General features: G+C 53.4%; 15 protein-coding genes and 3 tRNA genes. 11 read left to right on the top strand and 7 right to left on the bottom strand.

From position 1 onward, the window contains the following. The first annotated feature begins 48 nt into the window (after positions 1-48). A complete protein-coding gene (locus N909_RS0104900) occupies positions 49-1,008 on the top strand; it encodes an NAD(P)-dependent oxidoreductase (RefSeq protein ID WP_029912229.1) in 960 nt (319 codons plus the stop codon). A gap of 102 nt (positions 1,009-1,110) precedes the next feature. Here the strand turns inward: N909_RS0104900 and N909_RS0104895 are convergent, their stop codons facing one another. Together N909_RS0104895 and N909_RS0104890 are read right to left on the bottom strand one after the other, a co-directional pair. Continuing rightward, positions 1,111-1,314, bottom strand: coding sequence for a tautomerase family protein (locus tag N909_RS0104895; RefSeq protein WP_029912227.1), 204 nt, complete (start codon positions 1,312-1,314; stop codon positions 1,111-1,113). A 16-nt stretch (positions 1,315-1,330) separates the two neighbouring features. Continuing rightward, positions 1,331-2,524, bottom strand: coding sequence for a YbfB/YjiJ family MFS transporter (locus N909_RS0104890; protein ID WP_162179110.1), 1,194 nt, complete (start codon positions 2,522-2,524; stop codon positions 1,331-1,333). 77 nt (positions 2,525-2,601) lie between these two features. Here N909_RS0104890 and N909_RS0104885 point away from each other — a divergent pair, with 77 nt between their 5' ends. Next, a complete protein-coding gene (locus tag N909_RS0104885; protein WP_029912223.1) occupies positions 2,602-3,462 on the top strand; it encodes a LysR family transcriptional regulator in 861 nt (286 codons plus the stop codon). Between the two features lie 61 nt (positions 3,463-3,523). On the opposite strand, the gene N909_RS0104880 is transcribed toward N909_RS0104885, so the two are convergent. The 5 genes from N909_RS0104880 to N909_RS0104860 all read right to left on the bottom strand — a co-directional run bounded on the left by N909_RS0104880 (position 3,524) and on the right by N909_RS0104860 (position 9,240). Then, a complete protein-coding gene (locus N909_RS0104880) occupies positions 3,524-4,036 on the bottom strand; it encodes a methylated-DNA--[protein]-cysteine S-methyltransferase (RefSeq protein ID WP_029912221.1) in 513 nt (170 codons plus the stop codon). Further along, positions 4,033-5,439, bottom strand: coding sequence for a DNA-3-methyladenine glycosylase 2 family protein (locus N909_RS0104875; protein ID WP_029912219.1), 1,407 nt, complete (start codon positions 5,437-5,439; stop codon positions 4,033-4,035). The genes N909_RS0104880 and N909_RS0104875 overlap by 4 nt, the downstream gene beginning before the upstream one ends. A 101-nt stretch (positions 5,440-5,540) precedes the next feature. Beyond that, complete coding sequence (locus N909_RS0104870; protein WP_029912217.1) at positions 5,541-6,140, bottom strand: class I SAM-dependent methyltransferase; 600 nt, start codon at positions 6,138-6,140, stop codon at positions 5,541-5,543. A gap of 266 nt (positions 6,141-6,406) precedes the next feature. Next, positions 6,407-8,890: a hybrid sensor histidine kinase/response regulator gene (locus N909_RS24405; protein WP_051689530.1), complete on the bottom strand. Its 2,484-nt coding sequence runs from the start codon at positions 8,888-8,890 to the stop codon at positions 6,407-6,409. A 273-nt stretch (positions 8,891-9,163) separates the two neighbouring features. Further along, a tRNA-Met gene (locus N909_RS0104860) sits at positions 9,164-9,240 on the bottom strand. A 152-nt stretch (positions 9,241-9,392) separates the two neighbouring features. Here N909_RS0104860 and mnmH point away from each other — a divergent pair. The 9 genes from mnmH (at position 9,393) to N909_RS0104815 (ending at position 20,691) form a co-directional block, all read left to right on the top strand. Further along, positions 9,393-10,433 carry a tRNA 2-selenouridine(34) synthase MnmH gene (gene mnmH / locus N909_RS0104855; protein ID WP_029912214.1) on the top strand — a complete coding sequence of 347 codons (1,041 nt, stop codon included), beginning with the start codon at positions 9,393-9,395 and terminating at the stop codon, positions 10,431-10,433. A 122-nt stretch (positions 10,434-10,555) separates the two neighbouring features. After that, on the top strand, positions 10,556-11,869 hold the full coding sequence (locus tag N909_RS0104850; protein ID WP_029912212.1) for a hypothetical protein: 1,314 nt from the start codon (positions 10,556-10,558) through the stop codon (positions 11,867-11,869). A gap of 89 nt (positions 11,870-11,958) precedes the next feature. Next, a complete protein-coding gene (locus N909_RS0104845) occupies positions 11,959-13,455 on the top strand; it encodes a leucyl aminopeptidase (RefSeq protein WP_029912210.1) in 1,497 nt (498 codons plus the stop codon). A gap of 196 nt (positions 13,456-13,651) precedes the next feature. Beyond that, positions 13,652-14,944: an ATP phosphoribosyltransferase regulatory subunit gene (hisZ, locus tag N909_RS0104840; RefSeq protein ID WP_029912208.1), complete on the top strand. Its 1,293-nt coding sequence runs from the start codon at positions 13,652-13,654 to the stop codon at positions 14,942-14,944. Positions 14,945-15,027: 83 nt separating this feature from the next. After that, positions 15,028-16,320, top strand: a complete 1,293-nt coding sequence (locus N909_RS0104835) for an adenylosuccinate synthase (protein WP_029912206.1) — start codon at positions 15,028-15,030, stop codon at positions 16,318-16,320. A 62-nt stretch (positions 16,321-16,382) separates the two neighbouring features. Beyond that, positions 16,383-16,458, top strand: a tRNA-Lys gene (locus tag N909_RS0104830). A 49-nt stretch (positions 16,459-16,507) separates the two neighbouring features. Further along, positions 16,508-16,585: transfer RNA gene (locus N909_RS0104825), tRNA-Glu, on the top strand. A gap of 610 nt (positions 16,586-17,195) precedes the next feature. Then, positions 17,196-19,709, top strand: coding sequence for an ATP-binding protein (locus N909_RS24400; protein WP_051689529.1), 2,514 nt, complete (start codon positions 17,196-17,198; stop codon positions 19,707-19,709). 250 nt (positions 19,710-19,959) lie between these two features. Further along, positions 19,960-20,691 (top strand): DUF1003 domain-containing protein, encoded by a 732-nt coding sequence (locus N909_RS0104815; protein ID WP_051689528.1) that lies wholly within the window; start codon positions 19,960-19,962, stop codon positions 20,689-20,691. The last annotated feature ends 83 nt before the right edge of the window (positions 20,692-20,774 follow it).

Raw genomic sequence — 20,774 nt, 5'->3', positions numbered from 1 at the left:
TTTCGAAAAACTGAATTCAGCTTGAAAATATCATTAAGAGAGGTACCCATGAAAAAAGCGGTTTTTTTGAATGTCGATAAGATCGATTTTGACAAATGCCTGGATTTCTCTTCGCTGGACAGGATCGTCACCTGCTCCAGTTATCCGGAGACCAGTGAAGACGACATCCTTGCGCGCGTGGCTGGGCAGAATATCGTCATCACCAAAGAAATGCCGGTCAGCGGCGAGTTGATAGCTCAGTTCCCGGACAGTGTCGAGATGATCTGCGAAGCCGGGACCGGGTTCAACAATATCGATATAGCGGCCGCCCGTGCCAAGGAGATTGCCGTGTGCAATATCCCCAGTTACAGCACCGAAGCGGTGGCCCACCTGGTGATTACTTTCATCCTCAACTTCAGCGCATCGTTACCCCAGCAGCAGCGGATGCTGAGTGCCGGCCAGTTCGATAATTTTACCCGCCACCTGCTGGTGCCCCATTTTGAAGTGACCGGTAAAACTCTCGGCCTGATCGGCGGCAGCGGGGCCATCGGCCAGGCGGTGATGAAAGTTGCCCTGGCGCTGGGCATGAAAGTGCTGATTTCCAGTCGGACCCCAAGGGACTGGGCCGACCCGCAGGTTCAGTCGGCTTCGCTCGAGGAACTGCTTAGCCAGAGCGACTTTATCAGTATCCACTGCCCCCTCAACCACCAGACCCGGCACCTCATCAATCGTGACAGCCTGGGGTTGTGCAAGCCTGGTGCGTACATCATCAATACCGCCCGCGGCGCCATCATCAACGAGGGCGACCTGATCGACGCGTTGGAAAGCGGTCGCATCGCCGGGGCCGGGCTCGATGTCCAGGATCCGGAGCCGCCGGCCTTGGATAACCCGCTGTTCGCCAAAAACAATGTCATCATGACCCCGCATATCGGCTGGCGACGGTTGGAAACCCGGCAACGGCTGATCGAGCTGATTGCGGCAAATGTGGCGGCGCTTCTCGATGGTCGAGCGGTGAATGTGGTTAATTGAGGTGTTTTGAGGTGGTGAATCCTCCCTTGCCAACTGCAACGGAGGTTCGCAACGACTGCCGTGAACTGTCTGGCGAAAGGCTGGCAGGCGTGTTTCTCGATGTCATTTGCCCGCCTTGCGCCTGACGGTTATTGTTTCGCCGGCAATGCCCCAGTTGTCTGTTTCAACTTCGTCGATAACGACGATAGTTGTGGCGGGATTTTTCCCAAGCTCATCAACCAGCAACTGGGTCACATTCTTGATCAGCCGGGCTTTCTGCTCTCGACTGGCGCCTTCCCTGGTGATTTTGATATTGACATAAGGCACGATAAGACTCCTTTTCTTATCTCGGGTTTGAAAAACGTCGATCCAGGGCGGTCAAGACTCCGCCCATGGCAACACAAGCTGCTGCCAGCAGCAGAGGAAGAGTGAACCCATCCTGCCGGTCGGCCAGGCTGCCAGCCACGATCGGCCCAAGTATCTGACCGACGCTGAAACTGGCAGTCAGGAACGCAGCGGCTCGTCCTGCCTCCTTACCCATGCGCAATTTGCCTTCCGCCAGGGTCAACGCCACAATACCGAGGAAGGTCCCACCGAAAGATATCGCAGCGAACAGCACCGCGACGATGTTATGTGCACTGGCACTGACAAAAATACCGGCGGCCTGTAACACATAGGCCGCCAATAGTGCCTGTTTGTTCCCGATCCGACGGGCCAGTTGCGGCCAGAGAATCGTGGAAGGGATGGCCGACAAGCCGACGGCGACCCAGCTGTATGGTGCAAAAGCTTTTAATTCAGGGGTGCCGGCAATAATGGTGACAATGAAGGTCGCCGTGACGATATAGCCCAGACCCTGTAGAAAATAAGCAACGGCCAGGATGCGGATACTGCGCAAATCTGTCTTCGGTTGGGCCGGATCGTTTACGGAGGCTGTGCTATGAACATGCTTTCGACCCAGGGTAATACCGATTATGGCCAGAATTACGGCAATAGCTCCGATCCCTGTCCAGGCGGTATGCCATCCTCCCGCTTTATCCAGCAATGGTACAAGCAGGCCGCTCAGGGCGATGCCGAAACCGACGCCGCCATATAGCGCGCCAAACCAATGGCCATAGCCACGTCTGGTCAGGGTTTCCCCAACCTCGGCGGAAATAATGATGAATAGTACGGCGCTGGCGAAACCGCCACTGAGGCGCATCAGGCTCCAGAAAAACTCCGACAGCGTCATGCCCATGAAAATGGTGGTCAACAGGCTCAGCAATAAAGAGCCTCCCGCCATCAGCCGGGAGCGCAGGAGGCCGGGGGCGATCGTACAGACAACAGCACCGGCCAGATAGCCGAGGTAGTTCCAGCCCGCCAGCCACCCTGCCAGCGTATTGGTTATCCCCAGGTCACGCTGCATGAGCGGCAGGATAGGGGTGTAGGCGAAACGCCCGATCCCCATGGCTACCGCCATACCGAGGATGCCTCCAACCAGAACTTTGCAGGAGGTCCAGTCCCGCCCGGAAAATTCCTTATCGATGATCTTTGAATCCATGTTTGACATTCTAACGTTCTGGTGATATCAGTTCAAGTGAATGTTGTTGATATTTTCTATCTGCAAAGGAGATGGTCTTGGAAGTCAGCGAGTTGAAGATTTTTCTGGCTGTTGCCAGAAACGGGAGCATTTCCCGGGCGGCGGAAGAGCTTCATTGTGTGCAATCCAATGTTACGACCCGTCTCAAGCAGATGGAAGAGCGTCTTGGTGTCGCCCTTTTCCATCGGAAAAGCAAAGGGGTTGTTTTGACCCACTCCGGACTGCTGTTGATGGATTATGCCGAACGGATCGTTCGCCTCTCCAAAGAAGCTGAAGACCTTGTCAGCGATCAGGATGAGCCCAAAGGCAAGCTGCGGGTCGGGACGATGGAAACCACGGCAGCGGTACGCCTGACTCCTCTCATGATCAATTATCATCAGCTTTATCCCCGGGTTGAATTGAGCCTGGAGACAGGCTCTTCGTTGGAGTCGCTGAAGCGACTGCTTAACTTCCGGATCGATGGTGCCTTTGTGGCGGGCGAGATCACCCATAACCGCCTGATTGCCGAAAAGGCATTCGCAGAAGAACTGGTTCTCGTGACAGCGTCTGATATCACCTCGCTTGAGCAGATCGAAAACCTGAAAATTCTCGTATTCAGGGATGGATGCAGCTACCGGGAGCAACTGGAGGAGTGGCTCAGGAGAACGGGCAAGCTTCCTTACCGGATTGTCGAGTTTGGTTCGCTGGAAGGGATCATGGGCTGTGTTGCTGCTGGAATGGGGGTCAGCTTTCTCCCGCGGTCGGTGGTGCAGCGGCCGCAGTATCAAGATCATTGCTCTTTTCACCGCCTGCCGGAGGATATTTCCAACATGACCACCTGGTTTGTCCGGCGCCGGGATGAAGTGCCTGGTAAAGCCATGCAGGCGTTTATGGATTTGATCGGGCTTGAGCGGGGATGATCCGGATTCAAGGGGATAAGGGAGCACGACTGCCGGTAGGACCCGGTCCATGTCAAATTGTTCAGCCTTCTATATTTTTAACTCCTTCATGATTGAGCAACCAGCTTTTCCGTTCCAGCCCGCCTGCGTATCCGGTCATCTGGCCGTTGGCGCCGATCACCCGGTGGCAGGGATAAATCAGGGAAATCGGATTCAAGGCATTGGCCCGGGCCACGGCGCGGACCGCTTTGGGGTTGCCGATGCTGATGGCCAGATCCCGATAGCTGATGGTTTGCCCGACCGGTATGTTTTTCAAGGCCTTCCAGACGCTGCGTTGAAACGGACTCCCCCCCGGATCACAACTGATTTTTTCCAGGGCCGCATAATCCCCCGCCATATAGGCTTCAAGGCAAGGGCGGATCAGCTGTGAGTGTCGCTTGACCAGTTCGAACTTTTTATAACGTCTGGAGAGCAGCCGGTGCTGGCGCTCTCCCTGATCGGGAAAATCGAGATGCAGCAGGGTTTCCTGCTCATCGAAGACAATGGATAAAGCTCCGCAAGGTGTTTCAATGATGTCTTCATAAAGTCTGATCATCCTAAAACTCTCCAAAGGTAGAGTGCCCCGTAAGCCCGCCAGGGTCGCCATTTCTCGGCGCGTGCTGTTAAATCGTCTTTACCTGCCGGTACCGCCAGTTTCTCCAGGGCGCGGAGCAGCCCAAGATCGGCAACCGGATAGACATCCGGTTCCGCTCCGCTGCGCATGACAATATAGTGAGCCGTCCAGGGACCGATGCCGGGGAGGGCGCACAGTTCAGCGATGCGCTCCTCGACCGGCTTGGTTGTGTCCAGAGCGGGCCAGGCCTGTGCGAGACTCTGTAGGGTTGCGATGCGTCGGCCGGTGAGGCCCAACCCGTCCAGGTTGCTGCGCAAAATATCCTGTGGGTTAGGAAACTGACTCCGGCCGACCCGCTCGACCAGGCGGGTGCAGATGGTGCGCGCCCCTTTCACGCTGATCTGCTGGCCGATCACCGCCCGTACGGCGATTTCAAAGCTGTCCCAGGCGCCGGGCAAACGTAAACCGGGAGATGCGGCGATGAGCGGGTGCAAGACCGGGTCCTGGCCAAGGTCCGTCGCAATCGCCTGCGGGTCGGCATCGACATCGAACATCCGCCTGATTTTGTACGCGACCCTATGTAAGTGGCGGGTCAGAATACCGCTGAGGGTACAGCGCAGGCGGTTTTTACCCGCTTCATTCCTGACCTCAATATCACCCGGTTGGCCGTCGATTTCGATGTGTCGCCGGTAGCTGTTCCGGGTCACCTGTTCTACCGGTACAATGGCGCGGGATTGAAAGAAAGCCAGCAAACCGTCCCAATCATAAGGGGGACGATAGGAAAAGTGCAGCTGCAGCCCTTCTGCCAGAGGTTCATGTGGAGCGGTCAGGTTGCGTTCGCGGGACGGGGCAAAGCCGAAGGTCTTTTTATAGGCATCGTTAAAGCGGCGCAGGCTGTTGAATCCGGCAGCAAGGGCAATCTCCGTGACCGGTAAGGTGGTTTGGGTCACGAGGTTTTTGGCAAACAGCAGGCGTTGGGTTTGGGCAATTTGTTGCGGAGATGCTCCAAGGTGGATCTGGAATAACCGGCGTAACTGGCGTTCCCCCACCGCAAAGCGCTCACAGAGATTGCTCAGTGATTGGCCGTGATCCAGCGCCCCTTCTTCAATCAGCCGTACCGCCCGGCGCACCGTGGCTGCCGTACCCAACCAGGCCGGGCTGGCCGGAGCCGCTTCCGGTCGACAGCGCAGGCAGGGGCGAAAGCCCGCATGTAAGGCGGCCGCAGCGGAAGGAAAAAAAGTGCAGTTCTCCGGCTTTGGCGTGATGGCCGGGCAGATCGGCCGGCAAAAAATCCCGGTACTGGATACCCCGGTAAAAAACCTGCCGTCGAAACGGGCATCACGGGTTTTCAGGGCCTGATAGCATATGTCGTGTTCGCTGTTCATGATGTTGAGTATACATCAACCGTGATTTCGAACCCGCCATTTTCGGACATCAATACTGGTTATTTAACAGGGCATGAAAGTGATCTTCATATAAAACAATGTCAGGAATTTTTGTCGATTGAGCGCGTGGCCAGAAATTCACCCTTGCCAACCGGCACCAGGCTGGTGGTGAAATCGGGATCTGCTTCGACCATTAAAATAAAAGCTTTGATTTCCTCCGGGTGCGAGAGGGCATTATCAGCAACAAGCAGCCCGCCCGGTCGGATAACCCGCTTCAAGTCTGGCCACCAACCCGGATATTCCACCCTTTCCGAGTCGAGGAAAATCAGATCGTAAGCACCTTCGTCGCTTTTGGAAAGGAAGTCAGCCGCGTTCTCCTGAACCTGCCTGATCGTGGATGACAAATTGCTGCGCTTGAAGTTCTCGGCCGCCAGGTTGTATTTGTGCTCGGACAGCTCGACCGTGGTGACTTTCCCACCGATGGCATTGCAGGCATCGGCAAGCCAAAGGGTCGAATAGCCATTGGATGTCCCGATTTCCAATACCTGTCGCGCAAGAGTTGCACGGATCAGGACCGCTAAAAACTCCCCAGTGTCGCGGGTGATATTTAACATCCGTTGGGAACGTTCGGATGTGCCTTGGTCGTTTTCTTCGCCAAATTGCTCCAATTCAGACAATAAGTTTTGCAGTGAGCTGTCCATAATCTCATCTTCTCCATTGCTCTGGGCAGAATTTTCAAGTCCCTTAATTCTGTTGATAGCCAGCATTCTTAATGTGGTTTTCCTCCAGGATTTCCAAGGATATCTTTGCTTTGTCTTGCTTTCAACAAGTATCGGGTTGATATCGTGCACAGGCGATAAGCGCGAGCCCGGCGGCGATCATACAAAATGCCATGATTGCCTAAAATGATCATTGGTATCCGCAACCAGAATAGTGAAAATAATCCTGCGGCAAAGTTTTTATCAAGTCATTGTGTCGTATGCCTGTCCGGAAGCAGGTCGGACAACATGCTGGAGAGCTGCTTGAGGGTATAGGGCTTACGCAGATAGCCCGAAGGCTTTTCCCCGGAGAAGTGGGTGGTCATACCTTCCTCCGTAAAGCCACTGGCCAAGACGACCTTCAGCTGAGGATTCAGCTGCCGCAGGATTCGAAATGTTTCTTCGCCACCCATTTTCGGCATGGTGAGGTCGAGAATAACCAGATCGATCTCTGCCTGCTTTTTCCGATAAATATGAATTCCCTCCTGTCCATCTCGGGCTATTAAAACCTTGAATCCGAGCATTTCAAGCTGACTTGAACAGACCGTGCAGACAAGCTCCTCATCATCGATCAGGAGCACTTTTCCACCAAAATTGTCCTTTTTCGTATTGCCTCTATCAGGACATTCCGGAACTTTCTTTACATGGCTTTGGAGCGCGGGAAGAAACACTTCAAAAGTTGTGCCCCGACCCAGCTCAGAATGAACCCTGAGCCCTCCGCCGTGGGATCGGATAATTCCAAGGACAGCCGAAAGGCCCAATCCCCGGCCGGTAAATTTTGTGGAAAAGAAGGGCTCAAAGATCCGACCGAGCGTCTCATTATTCATGCCGGGGCCGTTATCGGACACTTCCAATTTTACATAAAGGCCAGGTTTTAAAGGTTTTATCACATAGTCATCGGTGAAATATGACTGCTCGCAAATCATGCTGGTGGTCAAAATATTGATCGTGCCGTGACGGTCGCCTATGGCATCGGAGGCATTAATGACGAAATTCATCAGGATCTGCCGCACCTGGGAGGAGTCACCGATTGTCATTGGCAGCTGCTCTTCCAGATCCAGGTTCAGAGCGCAATTTTTAGCAATAGAGGTTTGCAGCATCTGGGCCATTTCACCGGCCAGCTCGCTGATAGAAAACTCTTTTTCCTCAATTCTACCCTGACCGGAATAGGCCAGGAGTTGGGTACATAGATCTGCAGCCCGCAAGGAAGCGTTTTTGATATTTTCCAGGTTCTTTGTCACCGGGGAAAGTTTCGGAATCTGCATTAACGCGATATCGGCATGCCCGAGAATGGCCATGAGTAGATTGTTGAAGTCGTGGGCTATGCCCCCAGCCAGAACTCCCAGGCTTTCCAGTCGCTGTGCCTGTTCCATACGTTCCTGGATCAGTTTTTCCTGTTTTTCTCGCTCAATCTGATCAGTGATGTCGTTGCTGACGATGACAGCCAGTTCCACCTCGCCCTGCGCATTATAAATCGGAACGCCGGAGATCATCATGACCCGATGATACTCCTTGTCCAACCGTTTGATATCAATGATCTCTCCGTCCAGGTGTTCGCCGGCCAGCACCCTTGAGGCGGGCCACTCATCGGCCTTTAGCTCCCTGTAGTCAGGATAGGTCTGCACAGCAAAACGGCTGACAACAAATTCAATGTTCAGACAGTTCCGTGGCGTTTTATCTTCTTTTTCAAAGCCATAGATCTCTGCATGAATACCATTGGCATAAATCTGATTCCCGGTAGCATCAAAGACTGCAACGCCATTGCTGACGTGGTCAAGTATGGCCAGCCATTTGGCCTGCTCCTGCTCGGCAAACTCTTGGGTTTTACGGAGCTCTTCCTCTGCCTGTTGGCGTTCGGTGATATCGGTCATCATCAGCAATTCGATCTCCGGGTCGCCATTGGCATTGCGGATCAGAGTTCCGTATTGCTCGATAATCCGCTCCCGGTCTGTGGCAAGCCGCAAGATGACACACTTCTCATTGTTTATCGCCTCCCCGCGGGATAATCGTGCCCACGGCCATTTATCAGGTGGGATCTCTTTTCTTTCGGGATAGGAAAAGAGCCGGAAGCAACTCTCGAAATTGCTGGTATCCAATGGCAGTTCAGATTTATTTTGGTAGCCTAGAATCCTTGCCAGCGCATCGTTGACATGAATGGAATGACCCTCCATATCAAATGCGGCAACCCCGTTATCCATGTTGGACAGTACGGCCTCAAGTTGTTTTTTATCCCGTTCTTCCTTCTCCTTCGCTTCTTTCAAGACCCGCACCTGCTCGGTGATCACCTCTGAATAGAGAATTATGCCACCGATTTTGTCCTCTTTGTCATACCACGGGCGGCATTCCCAACTGGTGTAACAGGTGGATCCATCGGGCCTTGTAAACCAGTCTTGCTCCTTTTTTTCAACAAAGCCATGCAATGCCCGCTGATGAACGTCACGCCATTTCTTTGGTATTTCTGGAAAGGCTTCATAGTGATTTATCCCGATGACCTGATCTTCCGCCACCCCATAGTCCAACAGATAACGATCGCTGCAGGCAAGGCAGACCATATTCCGATCATAAATTGCCGCGGCATTAGGGCAGTGTTTGATGAAATATCTGATCAGATTTTCAGAGAAGAATGTTTTACTGGAGGCGCTAAGCTCAGAATTGACATTTTGGTTGTGCAAATCAGAATTCGTTCCTGACATATCCAACCTCCTTTCCAGAACATAAGCCCCTCCAATAAATACGGGAATAAATTGCTCTTTCTTAGACCAGTGAAGAAAAAACCAGCGAATCGGTTGGAACTATTTGCTCCCCCCAATTTGTTTATACAGGTGATCCCTGTGGTCAATTTTCCGTATTTCAGCAGGATTTATGTGGAAAGGTGCCGAAAATCATTAAGTATAATTATATACTTAAATCAATGAAGGGCAATAAAAAAGGGACTTGCAGTTTTCTGCAAATCCCTTGAATGTTTTTGGTTGCGGGAGGCGGATTTGAACCACCGACCTTCGGGTTATGAGCCCGACGAGCTACCAGACTGCTCCATCCCGCGGCAACGGATGACGACCCTATAGGATTTGATTTGGATCGTCAACCTTTTTTTCTGCTTTTCTTCTCCACTATTGTTCTTCGGGGTCGATTGGTGTAGAACCACTGCATTCAGGTATTAATAAAATAAATCCATCAGCAGGAATCGATAGGTAAATGCAGGAACCGATTGAATTGGATAAAGCGCTGGAGCAGCAGCGCAAAGGCGCATTGCTGGTTGATGTCAGGACGCCGGCCGAGTTTGCCGAAACGACCATCCCCGGTGCGATCAATGTGCCAATCTTTTCCAACGAAGAGCGGGCGCAGGTTGGGACGGTCTACAAGCAGCAGGGGAGTAAGATCGCCCGGCGGTTGGGGGTGGATCTGGTTGCGCCAAAAATTCCCCAGATTATCTCCGCTATCGAAGCGGCTCAGGAAGGGCGCAAGGATCCAGTTATCGTGTTCTGCTGGCGCGGCGGGATGCGCTCCCATGCGGTCTGCTGTTTTCTGAACCTGGCCGGAATCCCGGCGCGCCAGCTGATTGGCGGGCACAAAGCATTTCGGCGGCTGGTGGTCGATTATTTTGCTACCGAGCAATGGCAGCCGATTTACGTGCTGCGCGGGCTGACCGGAGTCGGCAAAACCCGGGTGCTGCATGCTCTGGGCAAAGAAGATTATCCGGTGGTTGATCTGGAGGGGCTGGCCAACCACCGTGGCAGCGCATTCGGCAACCTTGGACTGGCGCCGCAACCGTCGCAGAAGATGTTCGAAGCTCTGCTCTGGAGCCGGCTCAACCAATTGACGGCGGCTCCATATCTGCTGACCGAAGGGGAGAGTTTGCACATCGGCCGGGTGGTGGTGCCGAAACGTTTTCACCAAGCCATGCAGGTCCAGACCAGTCTATGGCTGAGTGCTACGCTGGAGACCCGGATCAAGGTCATTCTGGAGGAGTACCCGGCCCGTGATCAGTTGCGGGCCCAGTTTGAACGGCCGCTGCTGCTGCTCAAGGAACGGCTCGGGAAAAAGACCGTCGCCGAGTTTTGCGAATTGCTGCAGCAAGGGGAGTGGGAGCTACTGACCCGTGAGCTGATGGTCCGCTATTACGATCCGCTCTATTTGCATACGCTGCCGGAACAGCGCATCGAAGTCGACCTTGATCCTTTCCCGAGCGGCGTTCGGCGGGTCGCGGAAGCGCTGGAAAAATTGACCTCATCCTGAATCTTTTCTCCCGCCCCGGCTTGCCCGGCCCGCGCCGGAGGGTTATCCTGTTGGTTGATGCCTGAATGGCAGGAGTTCAGCCGACCCGTTTCCGAACTGGAAGCGAAGCGATGGGATAACCGATGCCGGAGCCGATCCGTACGCCAGCACAGATATCACCGCTGTTCATGAGCAATTTCGAAGTTGATGAGAATGCGCCCTTTACGCGCTATCTCAACCGGCTCGAAGTGGAGATCGCCCGCGAGGACTATGGCGAACTGAAGCAGGTTGAACGCCTTACAACTTGTCCGGACGACGCTTTTTTCGACGGCTGCGTGGAATTGACCGAGCGGCTGCTGGAAACCTCCCAGAACCGTTACAATTGCAGCCTGATCCGGCGGGAAAAGATCCGCATCTATATGGATCATGCGCTTTATCATGTGTATTATCGAATGCCGCGGCAATGCCTGCGCTTTGTGCCGACCTGGCGCGAAAAGGTCCTGGAGCAGGTTTTCGGGTTCATTCCGGCGGGCGATACCGAATGGCGTCCCTGTCGCCGTTTGCTGGACAGCTCTGCGGCCAAGTTTCTGGCCGATAAGGCGGGCGGGGCACTGTTGCTGAGAGGGCCGGTGGACAACCCGGAATTGCCGGTGTTGACCGTCAGCCACGGCCCCTACGACCCGCACACCCTGGAGGTGGCGCTCTATTTTCTGCGCTACGGCAAGGGCCGGGCGGCGCTGATCAACCTGGGTTTTTCCGGGCGCGAACCGCTCACCGATGAAAACCTCGCCAAGCTCAAGACCTGGGGGGTGCCGCTTAATCCGAGTAATATCGATGTGATCTATCCGTATGTCGATGATCATGGCCAGCCAAACTGTTATAAGCATGAAGAAAGCCTGTGCCGTTATATCAATCAGCTGGGCGGCCCGGAGCCGGAGCTGATCGTTGATGTTCATGGTTACGTGGGGACCCATGCCGAAGACAACCGGGTGCTGGTGGGCATGGGCGGGTTGCCCCCTTATCCGCAGTTGGCGGAGCTGGGACATACGGAGCAGCGGGGCGAAGTGCTGGAGTTGCGGCCACACAGCAGGTTTCGGCGGGGCCTGGCGATGATGCGGGAGCTGTCGCCAGAGATTTTTGTGCAGCTGTGCTGCGATGCCCAGCGGGGCTGTCATCTGCGCCTGCGTGACGATCTGCAACTGGTCGGTCGGACCTTTGACCCGGGCACCGAAGTAATCGATATGTTGCCCGGGGAAACGCGCAGTTTTCTGCCCCGCGAGAATATCCGCTGGCTACCGAGTGCCGGCGCCAATGCCCTGCAGCGCATGCAGGCCTGCAAACTGGGCACCCAGGCGCTCTGCCTGCATGTTGAAATTCCGACCCGCATCCGGCAACGGATTGCTTTGAAGATGAAGCAGCAGGCGCTGGAAGATTCCTACCTGTCGAGCGAATTGTGAGTATTTCTCAGCCAGAGGCTCGGCAGGTTGTATGATAATTGACTGGTCATGCAAAGCATGATCACTGAGCAGATAACGAAAGGATTGTCATGAAAATTTCCGTAACAACAGGAGCGGCTGAACAACAGAAAACCGCCTGCCTGGTCGCAGGTGTTTATGAGGGCAGAAAAAGGCTCGATATCGAGATCGGCAAAGGGCTGGATGAACTGTTTGGGCGCGCGCTAAAAAGCAAAGAGTTTTCCGGTTGCAAAGGTGAGGTTCTGCTCCTGCACGGGGTGAACAAAGGCGGCCCCGAGCGGGTCCTGCTGCTTGGCCTGGGTAAGGAAAAGGATTTTACTCTGAGCGACCTGCGCCAGGTCGCCAGCGAAGCGACCAATATCCTGACCCGCAAGCAGTTGGGATCGTTTGTCCTGACTCTGGCGCAGGTTGCGATGAAAAAGGCAGAGCTTGGCGAAAAGGTTCAGGCCATCGCCGAAGGCCTGCTGCTCGCCGATTACAATTACGATCGCTACCTGCCTAAAAATCGGCCAGGACAGCCGGTCAAGGTCAGTGATGCCCTGTTGCTGCTGGCACCGGGAGATGATAAGCATGTGGCCGAGACCGCTCTGGGCAAGGCTGAGGCGATCTGCGCCGGGGTGTGTCTGGCGCGTGATCTGGTCAATGCGCCGGGGAACCTCAAATCCCCCGAATATCTCGCTATGCAGGCGGTGGCCATGTCCGAGCAGGTGAATATCAAGGCCAAGCTGCTCAACCGTCAGGAAATGGAAAAGCGAGGTTTCGGCGCTTTGCTTGGCGTTGCCCAGGGCAGCCAGCGCGACCCCTATCTGATCGTTATGGAATATAACGGTGCCAAGGCAGATGAAAAGCCGGTGGCGCTGGTCGGAAAAGGTGTGGTCTTTGACAGCGGTGGCATCTCCCTCAAACCCGGCGAGAAGATGGATGAGATGAAAATGGACATGGGCGGGGCCGCCGCGGTGATCGGCACCATGCTGGCCGCGGCCCGGCTGCAGCTGCCGATCAACCTGGTCGGCGTGGTTCCGGCCGTGGAGAACATGCCTTCGGGAACCGCCATCCGTCCCGGCGATATTCTCACCTCGCTGTCCGGAAAGACTATCGAAGTTCTCAATACTGACGCTGAAGGGCGGCTGATTCTGGCCGATGCCCTGACCTATGTCGGTCAATACCAACCGCGGCTGGTGATCGACCTGGCGACCTTGACCGGCGCCTGCATTATCGCCCTGGGCAATCAGGCGGCCGCGGTCCTCGGCAATGACGACAAGCTGATCGGCCAGCTGCTCAAGGCGGGCGAGCGCAGCGGTGAGCGGCTCTGGCAGCTGCCCCTCTGGGAAGAGTACGCCGCCCAGATCAAGAGCGACTTTGCCGATGTCAAGAATACCGGTGGCCGACCGGCCGGGACCATTACCGCTGCGGCTTTTTTACAGAAGTTTGCCGACAGCTATCGCTGGGCTCATCTCGATATCGCCGGCATGGCCTGGGAAGAGAGCGGCAAGGCCGGTCGCCCCAAAGGCGGCACCGGGTTCGGCGTGCGCGCCCTGGTCGAGTTTCTGCACGGGGAATGCGCGTAAATTAAGCTGGGCGCCGGTGATTCGCCGGCGCCCGGTTAGGCCGACCTTTCCTTGACAGAACGCAGAGACTGTTGGTAAATTGCCACGTTCGGCTGTTCCTGACCAGGACCGCCGAGACCGTTCCTGTTTGACCTGAACCCAGCATATTTTTCTACTTTCAGAACTACTTTTTTGGAAGTGGAATGGAGAATAGTTCATGCGTTTTTCCGATTCAGTGCCCGAAGCGGACCTGCCGAAAGGGGTACGGGATTTCCTGCCTCTTAAAGCCGCCAAAGTGGAATATCTGCAGCAACAGTTGCAACAGGTTTACTCCGCATGGGGGTTTCGTCCGGTTATTACCCCGCAACTTGAATTCCTCGATGTCCTGGAGCGCGGCATGGGTGATGAACTGCGCGACCGGGTCTTTCGGTTTGATGACCGGCAGAGCGGCCGCCTGTTGACCTTCCCGCCGGACATGACCCCGCAGATTGCCCGGATCGCCGCCACCCGGATGCGGGAGCTGCCGTTGCCGTTGCGCTTGAGTTACAGTGGCCGGGTGTTGCGTCATACTGAGCAGCAGGCCGGCAAGGATCGCGATATCTTTCAATCCGGTGTCGAACTGATCGGGCTGGACAGTCCCGAGGCCGATGCGGAAATGATCGCCATGGCCATCGAAGCCCTGGCCGCGGTCGGTGCGGAGGATTTTACCGTCGATATCGGCCAGGTGGAATTTTTCCGCGGGGTCATGGACGGTCTGCCCCTGGCCCCGAAAGCGGCCAATCAGGTGGCGGATGCCATTTTGCGCAAGGACAGCTCCGAGTTGAAGCAACTGCTGGATGAATCCTCTCTGACGGAATCCGCCCGCGCCGAGATTCTGGCCCTGCCCCGTCTGTACGGCGGCCGGGAAGTGATCGACCGGGCCGCCAAGGCGGTCAGTAACGAACGGTCCCAGCGCGCCCTCGACGGTCTGGCCCAGGTTCTGGATATTCTTGAAGTTTACGGTGTCCTCGAACATGTCACGATTGACCTTGGCGAGCTGCGCGGTCTGAACTATCATACCGGAATCACCTTTCAGGGTTTTCTTTCCGGGGTTGGCCGTGCCGTTTGTAGCGGCGGGCGCTATAATAATCTTATGTCCAATTACGGACTCGATGCACCGGCGACCGGTTTTACTTTCAGTCTGCTGCATCTGTTGTTCGCCCTGGACAAGGTTCTGGATGGGCGGATCGAGCCGCATTGTGACCTGTTGATTTTTTCCACCGGCCGCAATCTGCGTTCGGCCCAGAAACTGGCCTGCCGGTTGCGTAAACTGGGCTATTCGGTGTCACGGGACATCCTTGATCGGAGCCGGGAAGACGCCCTGGCATATGCCCGCCAGTTGGATTATCGTTACCTGGCGGTCGTGGAAGACGACGATCAGGATATTGAACTGACCTCGCTGCGCAGCGGACAGCAGAAAAATCTATCCTGGGAGGAGATCTGTCAGCCAGGGATTGATTTGCAGTTATAATGAGTCGCCATCCGGCAGCTGCGGATGGCAACAAATCTATTACGGCCGGCCATTGTTGCCGGCAAGACAGGAGCACACAGAGCATGGCCAACGTAATTGTTGTCGGCGCCCAATGGGGCGATGAAGGCAAGGGAAAAGTTGTCGATATCTATACTGAATATGCACAGGACGTAGTGCGTTTCCAGGGCGGGAACAACGCCGGACACACGCTGGTGGTCGGCGATCAGAAAACGGTCCTTCACCTGATTCCGTCCGGAGTGCTGCATGAAGGCAAGCGCTGCATTATCGGCAACGGTGTCGTGCTCGACCCGAAAGTGTTTCTGGAAGAGATTGATGGCCTGCAGAGAAAAGGTTTTCTCAAAGATCCGGCTCAACTGATGGTCGACGGTGCGGTCAACCTGATCATGCCTTACCACAAAATCATCGACATCGCCCGGGAACGCAAATCGGGAGCCAAGAAGATCGGCACCACCGGGCGCGGCATCGGACCGACTTATGAAGACAAGGTGGCCCGGCGCGGGATTCGTTTTGCCGACCTGCTCAAGCCGGAAACCTTCAAGCGCAAGCTGGCCGAACTGCTGCCGGAGAAGAATTTCTATATCGAGCAGTATCTCGGTGAGAAACCCCTTTCTGAAGAAGAAATTTTTGAAGAGTATATGGTCTATGCCGAGCGCCTGCGCTGCTACCTGGGCCGGGTCTCGCCCTATCTCGACCAGTCGATGAAGGCCGGCCACAATATTCTCTTTGAAGGCGCTCAGGGCAGCCTGCTTGATATCGATCACGGCACCTATCCCTACGTCACATCCTCTTCCACCATCGCTGCCGGAGCCTGTACCGGGACCGGAATCGGCCCCCATCGGATTGATGAAGTGATCGGCATCTCCAAAGCTTATGTCACCAGGGTTGGCGAAGGACCGTTCCCGACCGAACTGGATGACGAGATGGGTGAACGCCTGCGCACTGCAGGAGGGGAATTTGGGGCCACCACTGGACGGCCGCGGCGGACCGGCTGGCTTGATATCGTCGCCTTGCGTGAAGCGGTCAGAACCAATGGCCTGACCGGCATCGCCCTGACCAAAATGGATGTGCTGAGCGAATTCGAATCCCTCAAGGTCTGCACGGCCTATCGCTACGGCGAACAATTGCTGGAAGAATTTCCTCAGGATCTCGATGTTCTGCAGGAATGCAAACCTGTTTATGAGGAAATTGCCGGCTGGCAGAAAGATATCTGCAGCCTCGGTTCTTACGCCGATCTGCCGGTGCAAGTAAAGGATTATGTTGATAAAATCGAAGCTTGGACGGGTTGTCCGGTGGTTCTGGTTTCGGTCGGACCACGGCGTGATCAGACCCTGATTCGGTCAAATCCTTTCGCATAAAAAAAATTGAAAAAAAGGTTGACGGCATAAAGTGATTCACGTATAAAAGGTCTCCGTTGTGAGGGCCGGTAGCTCAGTAGGTAGAGCATCTGACTTTTAATCAGATGGTCACAGGTTCGATCCCTGTCCGGCTCACCATTTAAACGCAACACTCTGCGGGGTCATTTCCTGCGGGGGCTTTACATAAGTCCCTATCGTCTAGCCTGGCCCAGGACACCGCCCTTTCACGGCGGCGACGGGGGTTCGAATCCCCCTGGGGACGCCAATTAAAACAAAAGCCTCACTGTGCAAACAGTGGGGCTTTTGTTTTATCTGCCTCTGTCGGGATTCGAAGCGGAGCGAGCGCTGACTTAATGGGGTCGAGTCTACGTCAAAGAAAGGGGCAACTCTTTTCGGGTCTACACCAAAGAAAGGGGCAGGTAACTTTATCGGGTCTACACCAAAGAAAGGGACAACTCTTTTATTCCGCACCAAGCCTGATCAAATATCCGCTATTTGGGGTTTACATCAAAGTTTCTCGCGTTTCGCAATTTCATATATTTGACGCAACGATCCTAAATTAAGAGAGAAATTGTTTGTCCTAGGGTTTGCGTATGCACAATTCCGAAAACTGTATATAATTAGTTTTCATCTGGAAACGGCCCTTTTCCGCTGTGGCGGTGTCAATCTGCGGGTTCTCTTGTGCGGCGTAAAGGACTACGCCTCCGCGCAACCCCTTGATTTTCTTGCCACAACGAAAAATTGCTCATTTCCAATCTGAAAACTTAGTCGTTGGCATCCCGAGTTCCCGCATGCCAACTATTTAGATCGCTCATATATCCCATTTCTGGTTTCAGATTGCCCACTGTTTCACAGTCATTATAAGAGTCCGAGCTATGCTGAGCAGACTTCTTCAAGATTATCACTTAAAAGCCCCACTCATAATTTTGGTCAACCTCCTGTTCATGCAGTGTCTATTGCTGACAATATTGCCTTCAGCGTTGGCGCGTGGGATGGATCCTGCCATCAAACTGACTCCAGAAGAAACTGTTTGGCTCGATGAAAATAGAGGCAACATCAGCTACGCCCCGAATCCACATTGGCCGCCGGGTGACTACATGGAGGACGGGGTACATAAAGGAATTGTTGCCGATTACATCAAGTTGTTTGAAAAAAAGCTCGGTATTACTTTTAAACGGGTTTACTACGATGATTGGGAAAGCCTCTACCATGGCATGATGACAGGGGAGTTTGATCTTATTGGGGCGGCTCAGAAAACCGAAGAGCGCTCAAAAGTTCTCGTATTTACCCAACCATTTCTAACGACGCGACTTGGCATTTTAACCAGGACCGACACTCCAGACTTACAGTCATTGAATGATCTCAATTCCATGACTCTCGCCGGAGTTGAAGGTTATTCCAGCCTGGATTATGTAAAAGCGAACTATCCGGGGAGCAAAGTTTTACAATGTGACGATGACCTCACGGCCTTGTTAAAAGTTTCGGCAGGAGCTGCCGACGGTGCAGTTGTTGATTACATGGAGGCCAGCTACCTGGTCGATAAGTATGGCCTGACGAATCTTCAGTATGCCAAGGAGCTTGATTTTCACTGGGACTTACGGTTTGCCATCAACAAGAAGAAAGCCCCCTTGCGCTCAATTCTCGATAAGGTCCTTGACACCATCAGCGAACAGGAACGTAAAGCTATTTACAATAAATGGGTCACGTTAAACCTTGAGCACAAGCCAAGTTTTGTTGAGCGCAACCTGAAACTGCTCAGCGGCATTTTTTTGGTTATCCTGTTGCTGTTATCTGTCGTGGTCTATTTCAATCGTTCTTTAAAAATGCAGGTCTTGGCACGGACAAAAGAACTGAGTGAACAAAAAGAGAAATTGCAGGTTGTTCAAGATTCGACCGGGGATGCAATTATTATCGCGGCTGCGGATACGCAGAAAATCATAGAAGTCAATCGGCGGGCCACAGAAATGTATGGCTATTCGTATGAGGAAGCTTTACAGATCAGTTTCACCGAACGCAACCAGGGGGAACCACCCTATTCCAGATATGAACTATCCGAATGGTTCAGGAAAGCGAAAGAGAATAGTCCGCAAACATTTGAATGGCCATCTCAGCACAAAGAGGGCCATATCTTTTGGGTCGAGGTGAAAATCAGTTTTGTTCTTCTTGGAGGTGCTTACTGCTACGTCATCGCAGTACGAGATATTCACCAGCGAAAACAAATTGAAGAACAGCTACGAGAGACCCAGAAGATGGAAGCCATTGGGACCTTGGCTGGTGGGATCGCCCATGACTTTAACAACATCCTTTCAATCATACTTGGCAATGCTGAACTGGCTTTGTTGAATCCTGAAACCAATCTCCAAAATCGAGAGAAGTTCGATCAGATTCTGACCGCGACCAAAAGAGCAAGAGAGCTCGTGAGCCAGATCCTCCTGTTCAGTCGGAAAGATCAAGAACCGAAAAAGCCTCTGTCTTTTGCTTCTGTTGTCAACGAGGCGGCAGACCTTTTAAGAAAGACTATTCCTCGATCAGTTGGGTTGGTGCTGCATGTGGATGACAGTATTGGGTCAGTTCTAGCGAATGCGACACAACTGTATCAAGTGATTATGAATCTGGGGACCAACTCTTATCACGCATTGCCGGACGAAACCGGAACAATTACTATAACACTTCAGTCAGAGTACATTGATGAGGCCACAGTCAAAAAACATCCCAACTTAAATCTCGGACAACAATATGCCAAGTTGGCAGTGACTGATAATGGGGTGGGTATATCAGCAGAGGCTTTATCCCGAATGTTTGATCCGTTCTATACAACCAAGCCGCCGGGTAAAGGAACCGGCTTGGGGCTTTCTGTCGTCCATGGAATTATCGAAAAACACGAAGGTGTAATCTGGGCAGAGAGCACTGTCGGGAAAGGGACAACCATGAACATCCTGATTCCGATTATGGAAGAATCCGACGATGTCTTGCCGGAGGAAGAAAAACTCGAAGTTGTCGGTGGGCGTGAGAAGATTATGCTTGTTGATGATGAGGTCATGCTTGCGGAGACAACAAAGCAATATCTTGAGGTGCTGGGTTACCAAGTCAGCACATTTACCTCGTCACAGGAGGCAATAAGCGCTTTCCGTGAAAATCCCGATTCCTATGATTTGCTCATAACAGATCAGGCTATGCCGGATATGACTGGAGATATTCTTGCCCAAAAAGCATTGGAGTTTCGTCCGGATATTCCCGTTATCCTCTGTACTGGGCACAGTCATATAGTTGATCAGGAGAAAGCAAAAACTATAGGTATTAAGTCTTTTATGATGAAACCCGTCAGCGGTCATGAGCTGGCAAGAGAAGTCCGCACAGTACTGAAATCTTCACTGCCTCATAACGCGTAAGTTTTGACATGTTTTCCGTTACCTCCTCCAGATTACCTTGGCTCCCCCAACGATGCCGTTGCTCTGATCTTTGCAAACGGCCCGCTGTTTGCGCACCGGTCTCGTGAAACGACTGCAACCTCGCTGAGTTTTTAAGGAAATGATTTATACTAAAAAGCGGAAGGTTCCTGCTGCTGCCGCAGGCATGGGGCGTCTCACCCGCCACCGGCGCGGGATTCATTGTCCAGCTTGATAAAAAGAGGATCCGCGGATGAAAAAAGCCAAGAGCAGTTGCGTGGTCTGCAAAAAAAACTTTGAGACGGCTGAGCTGGTTCCCTTTTCTGCCGTGAGGACGGTCATTTCTGCCATCATCAAGGAAGATTATCCCGCCTGGGCTGATGGCTGCTATATCTGCAGGGCGGATATGACGACCTATCGCGCTAAAGAAGTGCAGATCATGATTGAAGAAGAATTGGGCGAGCTTTCAGCCCTTGAAAAAGAGGTTTTGGAAAGCTTGCAACGACATGAGTTATTATCTTCCAACACGGAGCAGGAGTTCGATAAGGAGCGGACGCTCGGCGAAAAACTGTCGGATAAATTAGCGACCTTTGGTGGCAGCTGGAGATTCCTGATCATTTTTTCGGTGTTCCTGATTTGCTGGATCACCATAAATTCATTGGTGATGTTTTGGCGACCCGCAGATCCATATCCGTTTATCCTGTTAAATCTCCTCTTGTCCTGTCTGGCAGCGGTGCAGGCGCCAATTATTATGATGAGCCAGAACCGGCAGGAACAAAAAGACCGGTTGCGCTCGCAACATGACTACCAGGTCAATTTGAAGGCCGAATTGGAGATAAGACTGATTCACGAAAAATTGGATCATCTTCTTTTGCGGCAATGGCAGAAACTCATGGAGATCCAGGCGACCCAGATTGAAGAGATTGCCGATATAAAACAGGGGCTGAAGCTGATCAAGCCGGCCGCATTCAAGAATGATGGATAGTCTTTTGCACCAGTTGGGCAACGCTGTGTTACGCCAGGAATGACCCTGATTCTGCTGAGCTGCGAATCTTCACGGAACATCAC

It is taken from the genome of Pelobacter seleniigenes DSM 18267 (genome assembly GCF_000711225.1).
Lineage (GTDB): Bacteria > Desulfobacterota > Desulfuromonadia > Desulfuromonadales > Geopsychrobacteraceae > Seleniibacterium > Seleniibacterium seleniigenes.
Note: the sequence above shows the minus strand (reverse complement) of the source record. Positions and strands in the feature narration are given on the sequence as shown.

What these genes read in the sequence shown, in the direction of transcription:
- mnmH (WP_029912214.1), top strand. Translation starts at nt 9,393, where the DNA reads ATGCAGGAACCGATTGAATTGGATAAAGCGCTGGAGCAGCAGCGCAAA.
- N909_RS24400 (WP_051689529.1), top strand. Translation starts at nt 17,196, where the DNA reads ATGCTGAGCAGACTTCTTCAAGATTATCACTTAAAAGCCCCACTCATA.
- N909_RS0104850 (WP_029912212.1), top strand. Translation starts at nt 10,556, where the DNA reads ATGCCGGAGCCGATCCGTACGCCAGCACAGATATCACCGCTGTTCATG.
- N909_RS0104875 (WP_029912219.1), bottom strand. Translation starts at nt 5,439, where the DNA reads ATGAACAGCGAACACGACATATGCTATCAGGCCCTGAAAACCCGTGAT.
- N909_RS0104845 (WP_029912210.1), top strand. Translation starts at nt 11,959, where the DNA reads ATGAAAATTTCCGTAACAACAGGAGCGGCTGAACAACAGAAAACCGCC.
- hisZ (WP_029912208.1), top strand. Translation starts at nt 13,652, where the DNA reads ATGCGTTTTTCCGATTCAGTGCCCGAAGCGGACCTGCCGAAAGGGGTA.
- N909_RS0104835 (WP_029912206.1), top strand. Translation starts at nt 15,028, where the DNA reads ATGGCCAACGTAATTGTTGTCGGCGCCCAATGGGGCGATGAAGGCAAG.
- N909_RS24405 (WP_051689530.1), bottom strand. Translation starts at nt 8,890, where the DNA reads ATGTCAGGAACGAATTCTGATTTGCACAACCAAAATGTCAATTCTGAG.
- N909_RS0104880 (WP_029912221.1), bottom strand. Translation starts at nt 4,036, where the DNA reads ATGATCAGACTTTATGAAGACATCATTGAAACACCTTGCGGAGCTTTA.
- N909_RS0104890 (WP_162179110.1), bottom strand. Translation starts at nt 2,524, where the DNA reads ATGGATTCAAAGATCATCGATAAGGAATTTTCCGGGCGGGACTGGACC.
- N909_RS0104815 (WP_051689528.1), top strand. Translation starts at nt 19,960, where the DNA reads ATGAAAAAAGCCAAGAGCAGTTGCGTGGTCTGCAAAAAAAACTTTGAG.
- N909_RS0104870 (WP_029912217.1), bottom strand. Translation starts at nt 6,140, where the DNA reads ATGGACAGCTCACTGCAAAACTTATTGTCTGAATTGGAGCAATTTGGC.
- N909_RS0104900 (WP_029912229.1), top strand. Translation starts at nt 49, where the DNA reads ATGAAAAAAGCGGTTTTTTTGAATGTCGATAAGATCGATTTTGACAAA.